We start from the raw sequence: 15791 nt of genomic DNA on the forward strand, positions 1-15791 counted from the left end.
TTGGCGGAACATGAGCGATTCTTATCTGAATGGCTGCATGTATTAAAGGAGGTCATTTTATGAAACGAAAATTACGTGCGATGTTGCTTACGATAATGATGCTAGTAGCAGTTCCTTCTATTAGTTTTGCAGATGCAGTAGAAGGAGATACGATAGTTTCTTTAGGGGAAAACCTAACGGAACAGCAAAAAAGTGATTTGTTAGCAGAGTTAGGGGTACCGGAAAATGCACAGATGATTACGGTATCCAATCAAGAAGAGCATGATTATTTAGGGGAGTTTATTCCTAAGGCACAAATTGGATCACGTGCGATTTCATCCGCGAGCATAACCATGGGTGCGAAGGATTCCGGGTTAGAAGTGCAAACGAACAATATTACATGGGTTACGGATGAAATGTATATCAATGCCTTGACTACAGCCGGTGTAAAGGATGCAGCTATAAGGATTTCCGCTCCGTTTGATGTTTCCGGTACAGCTGCTTTGACAGGAATTATGAAAGCTTATGAAGCAACAACGAATAAAGAAATTCCGGAAGAAATCAAAAAAGCGGCGAATGAGGAATTGGTGAAGACCGCACAGCTCGGTGACTCGATCGGTGCCGACAATGCTGCTGTTCTCATGGGAAAAGTCAAAGAAGAAATCGCCAAGAATGAACCGAAAACTGAAGCTGACTTGCGTGCGTTAATTGAACAAGTGGCCGCAGAGCTTGGGATTACGTTAACAGATGCAGAGTTAGATAGGTTAGTAGAATTCTTTAACGGTCTGAAGGCGATGGATATTGACTGGAACCAGGTAAAAGAGCAATTAAGTGAAATCTCTACATTTTTGCAATCAGAAGAAGGGCAGTCATTTTTACAGAGACTGCAAGATTTCTTAAATAGCTCATTTGATGAGGTTCGTACCCTCTTTGTTAAATGAACATAAGATGAAACTTTTGAGCCCCTCTCAATTAAGAAGGGGCTCTTTTGTTGGAAAGAGCGACAAATCGCAGACTAATTATCGAAAATTCTCTTCCTGCATAGAAGAAATAAGGACATCGATTCGAATTCCTTTATCATTTATAAAATGAACGCAGATATCGAACAGTCCGGTTCATTTTAAGTGAATGTGAACCTTTAATAAGGACGGTTGTTCCTGGAGTAAGGGTCCTTATTAGGGCCATATTTAGAGAATTGATCTCGATAAAGTGAAATACCTTTTCTTTTGGAAATCCGGATTGAATGGCAGCGTCGGCAATGTTTTTTGCATAGTCCCCATAGGTAAAGAGTGTATGGACCTTTTTTTTCGTGAGATATTCGCCCACTTCCTTATGACCATCTGCTGTATAACCACCTAACTCCAACATGTTTCCAAGAACGGCTATATTATTATTCTTTCCGAGGTTTTCTAGAACATCAAGGGCTGCTTTCGTTGCTTGGGGATTGGCACTCCATGTATCATCAATGATTTGAACATTGTTCGCAATACGATAGACAAATAACCTCCTCGAATTTCTAAGAATCTGATTTGAAAAGTTAAATCCTTGCTGCATTTCTTTTGGGGTAAAACCTAATTGGTGGGTTACAGCGATGGAGAACAAAGCATTGTAAATGTTATGAAGCCCGTAAAGTGGTACGGAGAAATTATGGATACTTCCATCCATTTTAACTTGAAAATTCATTCCCACATTACTATAAGTGACATTCCTTGCCTGATAATCTGCCTTTTCTTTGATCCCGACTGTTGCAATCTTGCCTTTAAATGAATCTGTGACCAGCAACTTTGAATTAGTATCATCCGCGTTTATATATAACCTTCCGAGCGGGTCCATTCCTTCAATAATTTCTGATTTGGCACGGGCTAATTCTACAATACTACTATTAAAATTCCCAATATGTGCATTCCCAATCGTTGTGATGATGCTTATATTTGGTTGAATAATACTGCAGTGCTTTCTGATATCTCCTGCTTTCAGCATGCCATATTCTAGCACTAACGCTTGATGGGCAGGCAGAATAGACTTGGCGTAATTCTCTGTATATTTGGGCAAGTTAAGATTTCTTTTGCTTTTCAATATTTTCAGGCGTCTACTTAAAATAGAGGCAATCAACTCTTTGGTTGTTGTTTTACCAGCACTTCCTGTAATGGCAATAATTGACCGTTTCTGATGATTTTCATCCATACAAATACTTCCCTTTTATCTAAAGTGGATTGGCTATAAAACTTGTAAATTTAGAATTCTACTTTCCCTTTTAAATGCGAAGTCGTATTTTCCCATACTTGTTTTATGGTTTCGATATCAGTAGAGGTTACATCATACGGACTAGGAATTTGAACAGGTAAAACGGAGAATTTGATACCGTCGTTTTTATTCAAATGGACCCATGTTGGGACATAGGAGAAATCTGTAATGCGAGTGTCTCCTTGTTTATCCTTCGTGATCTTTAAGTTTAGGATCAGTCCGCTGTCATTATGGATATTCTGAAGACGTTCCGGAATGAATTTTCCCCTTCGGTTCGGAACATAATTACCAAAGCGGTCGGAAATAAAATTACCTAACGAATAAATAACAAACCGCGGCTTTGTTATTCCTTCTCTATCCTTTATTTGTTCTAAGGCAAACGGCTGAATAACATGGGGATGAACTCCTAAAATGACATCCGCCCCAAACGCAAAGCAGTTTTTCACCCATTTCTTTTGCACTAAACTGGGATATCTTTTGAATTCTATTCCAAAGTGCAAACAAACGATAAGTACATCAACCTGTTTTCTTAACTTACTAATATTTGTTTCTACATCGGTTGTCATGTAGTTTACTAGCCATGGTGGATCACCCTGATTAAGTGCAACGTTGGTTCCATAGGTAAACGATAATATTCCGATGGAAATTCCCTTAACATTTGTAATTAAAAAGTTTTGGGATTCGGTCTTAGAACGAAAAGTCCCTGTATGAAGAATTTGGTGCTGATCGAGGATATCGAGCGTCCGTTTTAATCCGGTAACTCCACGATCCAAACAATGATTATTGGCCGTCGTCAACACATCAAATCCGCTGTTTTTTAATGTTCCTGCTAATTCATCGGGGCAATTAAAAAGTGGCCAGAGCGTTTTCTGCTGTCTTTGGATATAATTCTGTTCTCTTCCGAAGAAGGTTGTTTCCAGATTTCCAATGGTAAGGTCTGCCTGGCTTAGATAGGGTTTTACTTCCTTGAACATGTCATCAAAGGAGTACTTACCATTGGTAAGTTTAGCCGATTCTATTTGCCTTTCCCACATAAGAATATCCCCAACTGCAGCAATATTAATGGTAGTCATCATTTTCCTCGCCTTCTTAAGACATTCGTTAAAATATGATATGTCTATTGGATAAAAGTGGTGTATGGGTTTGTCCTATTTTAAGGTGTAGTTTATCAGCGAAACATATTATTCTCTGCCACTGCTATAGAAGAACTGTTTGGATAAAAGAGAAAGTCGCTTTGCTGTCAGGTAGCAAAGCGACTTTCTCTTTTTTAAAGATAACATTAATTTCGAATTAAATAATCGAATGCACCTAAGGCTGCAGTAGCACCTGATCCCATCGAAATGATGATTTGCTTGTAAGCACTATCTGTACAGTCACCTGCGGCAAATACGCCAGGGATGCTTGTAGCACCATGCTTATCGACAACGATTTCACCCATACGAGTACGTTCCATACCTTCGCCCAACCAATCAGTGTTTGGAACAAGACCGATTTGAACGAAAATACCTTCTAATTCAATATGTTTAACTTCTTCTGTTTCACGATCCATATAAGAAATACCATCTACCTTGTCAGTACCAGTGATTTCTTTTGTTTGAGCATTCAGTATTACAGTCACATTTGGCAGGCTGTGTAGACGTTCTTGCAGTACCGCATCTGCTTTTAACTCAGCTGCAAACTCAAGAACCGTTACATGCTTGACGATTCCTGCAAGGTCGATGGCCGCTTCAATACCAGAATTACCGCCGCCAATAACAGCTACGCGTTTTCCGGCAAACAATGGACCATCACAGTGTGGGCAATAAGCTACACCTTTGTTCTTGAACTCGGCTTCACCTGGGACGCCGACATTACGCCAGCGTGCACCAGTTGAAAGAATAACGGTTTTACTTTTTAAAATAGCGCCGTTTTCGAGTTCAACTTCTACAAATTCGTTCTTTTCTAAACGCTTTGCACGCTGTAGATTCATTACATCAATGTCATATTCTTTGACATGCTCTTCAAGACTTGCTGCCACTTTAGGACCTTCAGTATATTTCGTACCGATAAAGTTCTCGATACCCATTGTATCCATCACTTGACCGCCAAAGCGTTCAGCAACGATACCTGTACGAATGCCTTTACGAGCTGCATAGATCGCTGCACTCGCACCAGCAGGTCCGCCGCCGACAACTAGAACATCAAATGGTTCCTTGTCAGAAAGCTCGGAAGCATCTGTGCCAGAACCCATTTTAGCAAGGATTTCCTCAATCGTCATACGGCCGCCGCCAAAGTTTTCCCCATTTAGGAAAACCGTTGGCACAGCCATAATGTTCTTGCCTTCAACCTCAGCTTTATACGCTGCACCATCAATCATAGTATGAGAAATACCAGGGTTGAGAAGGCTCATGATGTTCAAGGCTTGTACAACATCAGGACAGTTGTGGCAAGTTAAGCTAATGTATGATTCAAAGCGATATTCGCCTTTAATGGCTTTAATTTGGTCGATTACTTTTAGATCAACCTTTGGTGCTCTTCCGCTAACTTGCAAGAGAGCCAATACTAAGGAAGTGAATTCATGTCCTAGAGGAATACCAGCAAATGTTACACCAGTGTCTTCACCGATGCGATTCACACTAAAGCTTGGTGTTCTCTCTAGTTCTGTTTTTTCAACCTTAATGTTTTTGGACATGGTTGCCAATTCATCAATTAATAGCAGCATGTCGCGAGATACGTCATCGGTTCCTGCGCTGACTTTAAGAAGGATTTCGCCTTCCATCAGTTGAAGATACTGGGATAACTGTGCTTTTATATCTGCATCTAGTAACATTTTATCTACTCCTTAAACTTAAATTTTTCCTACTAGGTCAAGGCTTGGCTTTAGTGTTGCAGAACCTTCTTGCCATTTTGCCGGGCAAACTTCACCTGGATTGTTGCGAACATATTGTGCTGCTTTAATTTTGTTAACAAGCGTGCTTGCGTCACGGCCAATACCGTCTGCATTGATTTCCATAGCTGTTACGACACCGTCTGGATCGATGATGAAAGTTCCGCGTTGTGCAAGACCTTCTTCTTCGTCAAGAACATCAAAGATGCGAGAAAGCTTTTGGTTAGGGTCGCCAATCATAACGTATTGGATTTTGCCGATTGTTTCTGATGTATCGTGCCATGCTTTATGTGTGAAATGTGTATCAGTAGAAACAGAATATACTTCTACACCAAGATCTTTAAGAGTTGCGTATTCGTTTTGAAGGTCTTCTAATTCAGTAGGGCATACGAATGTGAAATCTGCAGGGTAGAAGCAAACTACACTCCATTTACCTTTAAAGTTTGCATCGCTCACAGTGATAAAATCTCCGTTAAAATAAGCATTTGCGTTGAATTCTGATACCTGTTTTCCAATTAATGACATAATCTATTTCCTCCTAGAATTTGTTAGGAAAAATTGAACTGCATTTTTCCCTGGTTGTGAGAATTGTTCACAACAAATATTAATAACTAAATTAGAATAATTCTAATACAATGTTTATTATCATATAAAAACCATGGTCTTGTCAACATGAAAGATTACTTTTTTTAGAACATTTTTTGACACACCTTTATAAAAACGTAAATTAATTAAAAAAACACTGCAATCCCTTAGTAGATAAAGGTTTTGCAGTGTTTTTATTTTTTGCTAAATGGAAATGTTACATTGGTGTTACAGAGTTAATATTAAGGGGGCTTTTTGTTGGGCTGCGATTCTTATAAGCTAGAAGTACAAGGATTATTTTAAAGAGGACTTTTTATTCTTTTTTTCCTAACAGCTTGTTATGAAGGTTTGAAAAGATAAGTAGTGCAAGGATAGAGCCAATTAAGGTTAACGACATATCCCACTGTGCATCCCAAATATCACCTTGCATTCCTAAAAACTCTTCGGTAGCTTTTCCGCCTACGTCGATTTTTGTTGACAGCCATTCAATTATTTCATATAAAGCTCCAATGGCCAATGAAAAACTTAAGGTAACGAAATATAGCCACCATCCAATTGTTAACGGGGTTTTTCGCATTAATATTTCTCTTATCACAATCGTAAACAAACCCTTTAGTAAATGTCCAAACCTATCATAGTGATTCCTATTTAGATCAAAATAATCTTTTATCCAATTAAAAAGGGGAACCTTTGAATAGGTATAATGGCCGCCTATGAACATAATAATCGAAAGAATTGCGATAATGAAATAGGAAAGTGTAGTGAGTCGAAACTTATGATATGTAGTCAATGCGATGATTATGATCACAACGGCAGGAAGTACTTCCAACGTCCATGTTACATATCGTTCTGGCTTAATAACGGACCAAATAAAAACTGCTATAACAATCAATAGCAATAGTATATGAATGGTTGTACAGCTTCTATATCTTTTCACTTCTTTGTTCACTCCTTTATATCCCATTAATTTTTTATAGGTTGTCCAGTATTTCATTTATTAACCTAAAAAGCGATATTGGCGCAATCTCATTTTTCGAAGCCATTTTTGAAAGTTAAGTCCATAGCAAAACATTGCCAGCATGCTAAAACCCGTGAATGGAATAATAGAATATGGAAGGTGATAAATTTTTCTTTCCAAGTTCTCTATCGAGGGAGTGTTTGACGTTGAATAACTGGATAACTGTGCTTTACAAAATAGGGAGAAAACAGAATATTTTAAAGATGTTTGGCAGAAGAAGAAATAATCGAGGAATGATATGGGCGTCTATTTTGGGTTTGGGATTGAGCGCAGCAGCATATGGATTTAGAAGAAATAGAAACAGAAATATGCCGAATTCAGTTCAAAACGTAATGAATAATTCTCGATTCAAAAATATTATCCCGATGCACAAAATGGCAAATTTAATGGAGTTTTCAAAGGAATTAATACCCAACAAAAACTCTTTTAAAAACAAATAGAAGAACAAAAAAGCAGGAACTCCGCCGTTAGGATGGAATTTCTGCTTTTTTTCCATGTCATTATAATGAAGCTGAAAAATATAGCTCATTGTAAAAAAAACACTTTTTATATTTTTTTAGAACCTGGCAATGGAATTTTTCCTTTGTAAAGTAATTTAGATAATCTTCTTCCCGTAAAATATAATCGCCTTTATCATTCGTTCTCATAAACCAATTACTGATAGGAGACTTTTCAAACAAGCAAGGTTCTATCACAACGATTCTCCCATCCGGTTTTAAGACTCGCTTGAATTCTTTTATATAATCATAAACCATTTCTGGAGGGATATGGTGCAGGACAGCAATAATTAAAATATAATCAAAGCTGTGGTTGTCTGCGGGAAGTTCGTTTCCCTTAAACGTTTCAAAACGGTAATCGTTATACAATCTTTTGGCAAATTCAATCCTGTAGCTATCTGGATCGATCCCAAAATAATGATCAGGTGTACATAGGGTGCTGTTTGCCCCGGTACCTGCCCCAAAATCTAACACTTTTTTATCTGAAAAATTAAAATGCCGCTGAATATGGTTTTGAATATAGAATTTAGTGAACCATTTAGGTCGAATCAATGAGTGATAAATTCTCGGTGATAGCTGCAATCCGAAGCACCTGCACTTTAAATTAATAGTTTCTTCTTCTGAAAGAACAATATTATAGTTAGAAGGAAGCAGCCTTTTTATGCTTTTTACATAACATTCGTGAGAGGTAAAAATTGGTAATAAATATTAAAAATTTTCCTCTTTCCTTTTCCTCCATTAATTCCCGCTAACTATTTCTTTTAATTTCTTTATAATAGGATGGAAGGAGGAGATATAATTGATATTATTCTTTTTTATTCTGGTATTTTTAAGTATTTTACTCCTTTTCTATAGGGCATACCAAAATACTCATAAAGTTATTTTAAATAAAGTTCATTTATCACATATAGATTCTGATCAGTTGCAAGGACCTCATTTAAATATTTTACACATCTCAGATATGCATTTAGAAAAAATTTCTGTTTCTCCTGAACAACTCTATAACAAGCTAGCGGGAGAGAAAATTGATTTAATCGCTTTAACGGGGGACTATCTTGATAAAAAACGCAGTATTCCAAAGCTCATTCCTTATTTAAACGTTTTTAACAAGTTAAACCCATGTTATGGAGTTTACGTCGTGTTTGGAAATCATGATTACAAATTAAAACAAGTGGACTTTGAACGATTAAGAAATACGTTGGAATTACATGGCTGTAAAACGCTTCAAAATGAAAATGATACTATTATGGTTGAAGGAAGCCCAGTTCATATTATTGGTATTGACGATTTACACACAAAAAGAAGTAATTTGCAATCATCTTACTCAGGCATAATGGACGGATACCATTTAGTTTTAACTCATGACCCTAATATTGTTCTAAGTATGAAGGATTGGGATTTCGATTATCTATTATCAGGCCATTTCCATGGCGGTCAAATATACTGGCCTAAACCGTACCATCTCGCAAAATTGGGAAGGACCATGATGCAGATGAATATGATTAAAGGGTTGCATTATCATGAGGATAAACCTTTTTATATCAGTGAAGGATTAGGGCAAACTTCTATTAATATCAGACTCGGAAGTCGTCCGGAAATAACCCTCCACCAGCTTTCTTTAAACAAAAAAATGCGAGAGAAAGAGGTCCAGGCGGCTGTTTAAGACATAAGTCTATATCCATTTCATCAATAAAAAAGGCTGTTGAACCCACGTTCAACAGCCTTTTAATTTATTGTGCAAATGTAAAATCCTCTAAGAATTTGTCTGAGTTTTGTGAATGTATCTATTTTAGCCGAAAACAAATTTTGGGAAAACGTCAATTCTTCCTATCTCTGAGCAGGGAAAAAATGAACTTCTTTTTTCCTAGAAAATTTATGATTGAACACATCTGATAGGTAGCCCTCTACTGTTAAGTACAGCAGTCCATTGCCTTCGAGTTTTGGCGAGTTTCCTAGAGGAACTGTTCTCTTTATTAATTGTGCATAAGTTTCCATTTTAGAATCCAAATGGCTATTCGTCCAAGCTGTTTTTCTTAATATAAGGTTTGAAAAAGAACTCGTCTGTTGACGAGTCCTTCAATCGTGAATCCTTGTTAAATAGAATGATAGGAGAGGTTCAGATGTGTACTAGATTCCTTTCAAAAATGACAAATGGGGAAGTCGAAGAGTATTTAGATCGAAATGATATTATCTATGTTCCAGTTGGAGTAACCGAAACCCATGGAGCTTTGCCGCTAGATGCTGAAACGGTTTTAGCAGAAGCGATTGCTAAAAGGCATTGGACATGCAGGCGGTCGTTGAAACACTTCGTCAAGTGGATGTTTATACGAAGGATAGTATTCTTCCTAAATACGGGGCGCATTTGCCAGGCGGAAGAGCTTAAATAAACAAATAACAAGTCGTGTGAAAAAACTCCACCTAGACCAATTGGCTAGGTGGAGTTTTTTTTGTTAATTTGAATGTGCTGCTACTTTCATTTGAGTGCTGCCCTGTTGCTCTAGTTTTTGAACGACGTCTGCACTAGTATCGACGCGTTTAACAAATAAGGCTAAAATGAGAACCACGATATTAATCGCAAATGTTACATAGAATGAATATTGAATCCCGGCTAGTAAAGCTTGCTGTGTTAATAAAGCGGTTGAAGCTTCTGTCAGGGTGGCTGGGTCGACACCGGTCATTAAATTCTGGGCTTCTGTTTTTGTCACGGAGTTCATAATGGTTACGAGAATAGCCGTACCAAGGGAACCGGACACTTGCTGAGCCGTGTTGTTAATGGCTGTACCATGTGGATTTAAAACGGTTGGTAATTGATTTAACCCGTTTGTCATGATCGGCATCATAACCATGGACATCCCCAACATTCGGACTGTGTAGATAAGGATAATATAGGTATAAGTTGAATCATTTTGTAAGTGTGCCAGCATATACGTTGATACACCCGTAATGGCTAGCCCAACTACCGCTAGTAATCGCGGTCCAAATTTATCGAATAGTTTCCCGGTGATTGGCATCATAATCCCCATCACAATCGCACCCGGCAGCATCATTAAACCGGAGTCTAGTGGTGATATACCACGAACATTTTGTACATATGCAGGCGTTAAGATCATCCCTGAGAACATGGCTACGGCGTTTACGATCGCAATCACCGATCCAAGGGCAAACATTGGGTATTTGTAAACACGTAAATCTAATAGTGGTTCATCCATTTTTAATTGGCGAATAATGAAAGCGGCTAGGGCGATTGCGCCAACGATAATGGTGGTTAAGACAATGGTATCTGTCCAGCCCTTTGCGCTTGCAGAGCTGACACCATAGAGTAATCCGCCAAAACCGATGGAGGATAAGACAACGGAAAAGTAATCCAATGTTGCCTTTTTGTTTTGCTCCATGACGTTTTCAAGCTTCCAAACTGCCAATACTAAACTAATAACAGCTAAAGGTAAAATCATTTCAAACAATAGGCGCCAGTCATAGTATTCTACGATGTAACCGGAAAGTGTTGGTCCGATTGCGGGTGCTGTAATCATAACTAAACCGAATATCCCCATTGCGGCACCACGTTTTTCACGTGGGAAGCTGACTAAAATAATGTTCATTAATAGTGGTCCCATTACAGAAGAACCTGCTGCCTGAATCATGCGCCCCGTCAATAAGAAACCAAAGTTCGGCGCAAATGCGGCTACTGCTGTACCAAACGTGAAGAGTAGCATTGACGCAATGTATAAACTGCGGTTCGAAAAGCGAACTAATAAAAAGGCTGATGCAGGAATTAAGATTCCGCTCACGAGCATATAGCCTGTAGCTAGCCACTGTACGGTTGAATAATCTTTGATCCCTAAATCAACCATGATTGAAGGCAGTGCGACATTTAATAGCGAGTTATTTAAAAAGGAGACAAATGCCCCAACAAATAAAATCGCAATCATTAAGTATGGTGGTTTTTTTTGTAACGTTGTATCCATATATTTTCTATCCCCTTTTGGTTCGTTAATTTTTCTGTAACCCTCTTTTGAGCAGGTCCATTTGTACCAAATAATTTCTTAGTGCTTCTTCACCTGAATATTCCCTCACGAAAAGTTGAACAATATTTTGAAAGGTTACGCCCATCAGAATTTTTAATACATGATGCAATTCGTGTTCATCCTGGATGTTTAAATTGCTTGTATCAATTAATTTAAGGGTATTGAGAAACTGGCTTTTCTGATTTTCCTCATAAACATCTTTCGCTAAGGTTTTTTCATGTTTGTAGTTCATATTTAAATAAACATTTTTAAAAAAGTTATTGTGTTCTTCGTTTCTATGGACCTCTATCATGAATTGAAAAGTAGCAATAAACGTCTCAAATAAATCTCCGTTTTTCTCATTGAGAACGGAAATAAATCGTTGATTATTCTTTTCAGCTAATTGATTTAACAAGTAATAAAATAAATCCTCTTTATCCTCAAAATATTGATAAAAGCTGCCCCTTGGAATTCCAGCACTTTTGATAATATTCGCAATGGATGCTTCATGTAGCGGCGCTCTGGAAAATTCTTGTTTTGCAGCGTGAATTAACGTGTCCTTTTTATCATTTGATAAGTGAAAAAACGTTTGTTTTGGCATTTTCATTCTCCTATCATGAGATGTGACATTGTGTCACAATTGGGTACTAAAGGATTGTATATGACACCGTGTCATAAAGTTAACAAAAAAATGACAGCGTGTCATATCAAGCTCGTTATATGAAAAAGTTCTAGTATGTTAAAATAATAAATAGACTGCTAGATTGGAAGAAGTGAGATAGGGCTAAATGGGGGTCACTGAAATAGAAATAGTAGAAGGAACGATCCATGATTTAAAGAAAGTTTATCAGCGATTTACAGCTGACTTTGCAAGCGAGGAATTAAAAGGCTATGAGCATCTTAAGCTGCTGATGTCAAAAACGAGATACAAGTTACTGTTGGCAAAGGATCCTATAACGAATGAAGAAGTTGGCTATGCCTTTATCTATGAGTTCGATCGGTTACAATCGATTTGGCTTGATTATATGGCCATCGATGACCAATTTCGTGGCTCAGGGTATGGAGCTCTTTTATTTAAGAAACTTACTAAATGGAAACAAAATGGGTTTAGCGGCGGAATATTTATAGAAGTAGAAATGCCGGAGGAAAAAGAAGGATTTACGAGAGAAAATCAACTAAGAAGAATCCGCTTTTACGAAAGATTAGGGGCGAAAAGGTTACCTATCCCTTATCAATTACCAACAAAAGATGGCGGACTTCCCATGTACCTTTATTTTTGGCCAAGTCCCGATGTTGAAAAACTGCCTAAGGAACAAATCCAAGAAGCAATCTCAGAAGTATTTCATTACATCCACTCAGATATAAAACATAAAGACTACATCTTAATGGAATTTTACACATTAATCGAAGATGGACTTTTATATTTAGATAGGCTAAGAAAATAAAGGTTTATCTCTCTTACGAGAAGTATAGACCTTTATTTTTTTTTTGGACCGATAATCAAAATGGTTGGAGAATTATTACTATCTTTTGACAAGTAACACAGATTCTTAATAAAACGAGTTCAATGGGAGCTGTTTATTATTATGGAATCTAAAGCGATTCAGCGTGTAGGTTATGTGCTCATGACCAATAGCTTATCTCTTAAAACCCCCTAGATGTGATCATGTTAATTTGCTTTGAAGGAATTAATGGTCTGCCTTCACTTTACATTTTTGACTACTGTTTTTCGGGTAGGTGCATTCTAAAAATAACAGGGACTTATTACATCATAGGAGGCACCTCATGGAGACAAGTTATAAAGGTACAGATAAAATGATCACAGGAATTGTGTTCGGGGTTATCACATTTTGGCTATTTGCACAAGCAATGGTCAATGTGGTCCCGGCCGTTCAAAAAGATTTGGGGATCTCATCCGGAACGCTGAATATAGCCATCAGCTTAACCGCTTTATTCTCCGGAATGTTTATCGTAGCTGCTGGTGGACTCGCAGATAAAATTGGCCGTAAAAAAATTACCTATCTCGGGTTAATTTTAAGCGTTGTTGGTTCTCTTTGCCTAGTGGTAGCGCAAGGCGCGACATTGTTAATTATCGGACGTATCATTCAAGGGCTTTCCGCAGCTTGTATTATGCCAGCAACGATAGCCTTAATGAAGGCTTACTTTGACGGAAAAGACAGACAACGTGCCCTTAGTTTTTCTGGTCGATTGGATCTTGGGGCGGTTCTGGGGTATGTTCGTTTGCTGGTGGTGCCATTGCAACGTATATGGGATGGAGATGGATTTTTATCTTCTCGATTGGTTTTGCCCTCCTCGCCATGTGGCTGATTAAAGATACACCTGAAAGCAAAGCGGAAGGAACCGGTGCGTTTAAATTCGATTATAGTGGTTTAGCGATCTTTATCGTCACGATGATCGCATTAAACGTTTTTATTACTTTCGGCGGGGACTTAGGCTGGACAAGCCCAACTTCCATCATCGCTGCCATTGTTACCATTATTGGAGCTTTTGTCTTCTTCAAAGTTGAAAAAAAGAAAGACATCGCACTGATTGATTTCTCTTAATTTAAAAATAAACCTTACGCTGGTGCCACATACTCAAACTTTTTGTTAAATGCGGTAGCGGGAACGCTCGTTGTTGCAAATACGTATGTTCAAGTCGGTCGAGGATTCACTGCCTTTCAGTCAGGGATGCTATCCATTGGATATTTAATAGCCGTCCTTGCCATGATTCGTGTCGGAGAGAAAATCCTGCAAAGAGTGGGTGCGAAATTACCAATGATTTGGGGCGCTATCATTACTACAGTTGGTGTAGCCCTTATGGGTTTAACGTTCTTGCCTGATTTTGCTTATACCGTTGTCGTATTTATTGGCTTTGCTTTATTTGGTCTTGGACTTGGAATATATGCGACGCCGTCTACAGATACATCTGTATCCAATGCGCCATCCAACAAAGTGGGTGAAGCTGCAGGGGTTTATAAAATGGCAAGTTCACTTGGCGGTGCGTTCGGTGTTGCCATTTCCGCAACGATTTATAGTTCCATTGCAGCGAATGGAAGTGTATCGACTGCAGCATCCATTGGGATCATTGTAAACGTGATTTTTGGGATACTTTCTATTCTTTCGATTATCATTATGGTTCCTAGTAGTGCAGGAAAACCATCAGAGGCTCCAACGAAAAAACCAAGACGCACACCAACACCAACACCAACTGGAAGTCACTAATTGAAAGAATTCTTTGTCATCAAAAGGGGAGACGAAAATGATGAAAAGCGATTTAATGGGAATGTTAGAATCACGAAAAGAAGAAATAATTCAAATCCGCCGCCATTTACATGAAAATCCTGAAATCTCTTTTAAAGAGGAGAAAACGTCTCAGTACATTGCGGATTTTTATAAAGGGAAAGATGTTGACATCCAAACGAATGTTGGGAATGGTTACGGCATGATCGTAACGATTAAAGGTGGAAAACCTGGAAAAACCATTGGTCTTCGTGCTGATTTTGATGCCCTTCCTATTGTAGAAGAAGCGGATGTGCCCTTTAAGTCAAAGAATGAAGGTGTCATGCATGCGTGCGGACATGACGGACATACGGCTTATTTGTTAGTGTTGGCGGATTGCCTAATCCAATTAAAAGATTCCATCCCAGGTACCATCAAAATCATTCACCAACATGCTGAAGAGGTCCCGCCAGGCGGAGCAAAAAGTATTGTCGAGTCTGGCATGATTGACGATTTAGATGCGGTTTATGGCATTCATTTGTTACCAATGGGACCTGCGGGGATAGTAGGTTATCATGCCGGGTACTCCTTCAATGGACGAGCATACATGAAATTGAAAGTACAAGGAAGAGGTGGACATGGTTCCTCTCCTCACCTTGCGAATGACGCCATTGTGGCCGCAGCACATTTTGTTACAGCTGCTCAAACCATTATTAGCCGCAGATTAAGTCCATTCGATGTGGGTGTTATTACAATCGGATCTTTTGATGGAAAAGGGACATTCAACGTGATCAAGGACAGCGTTGAACTTGAAGGCGATATTCGCTATATGACGGTAGAAACAAAAGAAACGATTGAGACAGAAGTTAAGCGGATTGTAAGAGGAATTGAAGTAGAATTTGGCGTAACCTGTGAGCTTACGTATACTCCAGATTATCCGCCATTATACAATGACCCTGAGCTTACGGCAATGGTTGCGGAAAGCTTGCAAAGCATGAACGATTCGGATATAAAAGAAGTAAAGGAATTCCCGGCGATGGCTCCATCCGAAGACTTTGCCTATTATGCTGAAAAATTCCCTGCCTGCTTCTTTTACATTGCCTGTACACCAAAAGGGGTAGAAAAGCCTTACTTCAATCATCATCCAAAATTTGATATCGATGAAGAGGCACTCCTAGTAGCTGCAAAAGCGGTTGGGCAAGTTGTCTGCAGTTATTATGAATTAAACTAAAAGTAATAAGGATGGTGCCAACCTTGCACCATCCTTATTAAATGACAGTAATTCTTTTGTTTTTTCGATCATTTCGACAAGTTTAATTATTCATAGAATAATAATTTTTTGGTATATATTTAATTTTAAGGGACTTAATTCCTATG

The 15791-nt window shown here is 38.4% G+C and carries 14 protein-coding genes and 1 pseudogene; 7 read left to right on the forward strand and 8 right to left on the reverse strand.

Annotated elements, in window-relative coordinates:
- Positions 1 to 59: 59 nt before the first annotated feature.
- Positions 60 to 920, forward strand: coding sequence for a DUF1002 domain-containing protein (locus CHI06_RS00130; protein ID WP_095246392.1), 861 nt, complete (start codon positions 60 to 62; stop codon positions 918 to 920).
- A gap of 136 nt (positions 921 to 1056) precedes the next feature.
- Here the strand turns inward: CHI06_RS00130 and CHI06_RS00135 are convergent, their stop codons facing one another.
- The 5 genes from CHI06_RS00135 to CHI06_RS00155 all read right to left on the reverse strand — a co-directional run bounded on the left by CHI06_RS00135 (position 1057) and on the right by CHI06_RS00155 (position 6638).
- Complete coding sequence (locus tag CHI06_RS00135) at positions 1057 to 2163, reverse strand: UDP-N-acetylmuramoyl-tripeptide--D-alanyl-D-alanine ligase (protein WP_095246393.1); 1107 nt, start codon at positions 2161 to 2163, stop codon at positions 1057 to 1059.
- A 50-nt stretch (positions 2164 to 2213) separates the two neighbouring features.
- Positions 2214 to 3299: a CapA family protein gene (locus CHI06_RS00140; RefSeq protein ID WP_095246394.1), complete on the reverse strand. Its 1086-nt coding sequence runs from the start codon at positions 3297 to 3299 to the stop codon at positions 2214 to 2216.
- Between the two features lie 203 nt (positions 3300 to 3502).
- Positions 3503 to 5032, reverse strand: coding sequence for an alkyl hydroperoxide reductase subunit F (ahpF, locus tag CHI06_RS00145; protein WP_095246395.1), 1530 nt, complete (start codon positions 5030 to 5032; stop codon positions 3503 to 3505).
- Positions 5033 to 5050: 18 nt separating this feature from the next.
- Positions 5051 to 5614, reverse strand: coding sequence for an alkyl hydroperoxide reductase subunit C (gene ahpC / locus CHI06_RS00150; protein ID WP_095246396.1), 564 nt, complete (start codon positions 5612 to 5614; stop codon positions 5051 to 5053).
- Between the two features lie 373 nt (positions 5615 to 5987).
- Entirely contained in the window at positions 5988 to 6638 is a 651-nt protein-coding gene (locus CHI06_RS00155) for a DUF2238 domain-containing protein (RefSeq protein WP_095246433.1), read from the reverse strand.
- Between the two features lie 200 nt (positions 6639 to 6838).
- Here CHI06_RS00155 and CHI06_RS00160 point away from each other — a divergent pair, with 200 nt between their 5' ends.
- The gene (locus tag CHI06_RS00160; RefSeq protein ID WP_095246397.1) at positions 6839 to 7132 is read left to right on the forward strand and encodes a hypothetical protein; all 294 of its coding nucleotides are present in this window, start codon (positions 6839 to 6841) and stop codon (positions 7130 to 7132) included.
- A gap of 60 nt (positions 7133 to 7192) precedes the next feature.
- Here the strand turns inward: CHI06_RS00160 and CHI06_RS00165 are convergent, their stop codons facing one another.
- Complete coding sequence (locus CHI06_RS00165) at positions 7193 to 7771, reverse strand: class I SAM-dependent methyltransferase (RefSeq protein WP_179292492.1); 579 nt, start codon at positions 7769 to 7771, stop codon at positions 7193 to 7195.
- Between the two features lie 217 nt (positions 7772 to 7988).
- Here CHI06_RS00165 and CHI06_RS00170 point away from each other — a divergent pair, with 217 nt between their 5' ends.
- Positions 7989 to 8852 carry a metallophosphoesterase gene (locus CHI06_RS00170; protein WP_095246399.1) on the forward strand — a complete coding sequence of 288 codons (864 nt, stop codon included), beginning with the start codon at positions 7989 to 7991 and terminating at the stop codon, positions 8850 to 8852.
- 457 nt (positions 8853 to 9309) lie between these two features.
- Positions 9310 to 9576 (forward strand): creatininase family protein, encoded by a 267-nt coding sequence (locus CHI06_RS00180; protein WP_095246401.1) that lies wholly within the window; start codon positions 9310 to 9312, stop codon positions 9574 to 9576.
- A 63-nt stretch (positions 9577 to 9639) separates the two neighbouring features.
- On the opposite strand, the gene CHI06_RS00185 is transcribed toward CHI06_RS00180, so the two are convergent.
- Both CHI06_RS00185 and CHI06_RS00190 read right to left on the reverse strand, forming a co-directional pair.
- Positions 9640 to 11154: a DHA2 family efflux MFS transporter permease subunit gene (locus CHI06_RS00185; protein ID WP_095246402.1), complete on the reverse strand. Its 1515-nt coding sequence runs from the start codon at positions 11152 to 11154 to the stop codon at positions 9640 to 9642.
- A 25-nt stretch (positions 11155 to 11179) separates the two neighbouring features.
- Positions 11180 to 11794: a TetR/AcrR family transcriptional regulator gene (locus CHI06_RS00190; RefSeq protein ID WP_095246403.1), complete on the reverse strand. Its 615-nt coding sequence runs from the start codon at positions 11792 to 11794 to the stop codon at positions 11180 to 11182.
- Between the two features lie 187 nt (positions 11795 to 11981).
- Here CHI06_RS00190 and CHI06_RS00195 point away from each other — a divergent pair, with 187 nt between their 5' ends.
- The 3 genes and pseudogenes from CHI06_RS00195 to CHI06_RS00205 all read left to right on the forward strand — a co-directional run bounded on the left by CHI06_RS00195 (position 11982) and on the right by CHI06_RS00205 (position 15645).
- The gene (locus CHI06_RS00195; RefSeq protein ID WP_095246404.1) at positions 11982 to 12638 is read left to right on the forward strand and encodes a GNAT family N-acetyltransferase; all 657 of its coding nucleotides are present in this window, start codon (positions 11982 to 11984) and stop codon (positions 12636 to 12638) included.
- Positions 12639 to 12978: 340 nt separating this feature from the next.
- Positions 12979 to 14417 (forward strand): annotated as a pseudogene (locus tag CHI06_RS00200) (MFS transporter).
- 40 nt (positions 14418 to 14457) lie between these two features.
- The gene (locus CHI06_RS00205) at positions 14458 to 15645 is read left to right on the forward strand and encodes an amidohydrolase (protein WP_095246434.1); all 1188 of its coding nucleotides are present in this window, start codon (positions 14458 to 14460) and stop codon (positions 15643 to 15645) included.
- Positions 15646 to 15791: the final 146 nt, after the last annotated feature.

It is taken from the genome of Bacillus sp. 7884-1, from assembly GCF_002272245.1.
Lineage (GTDB): Bacteria > Bacillota > Bacilli > Bacillales > Cytobacillaceae > Neobacillus.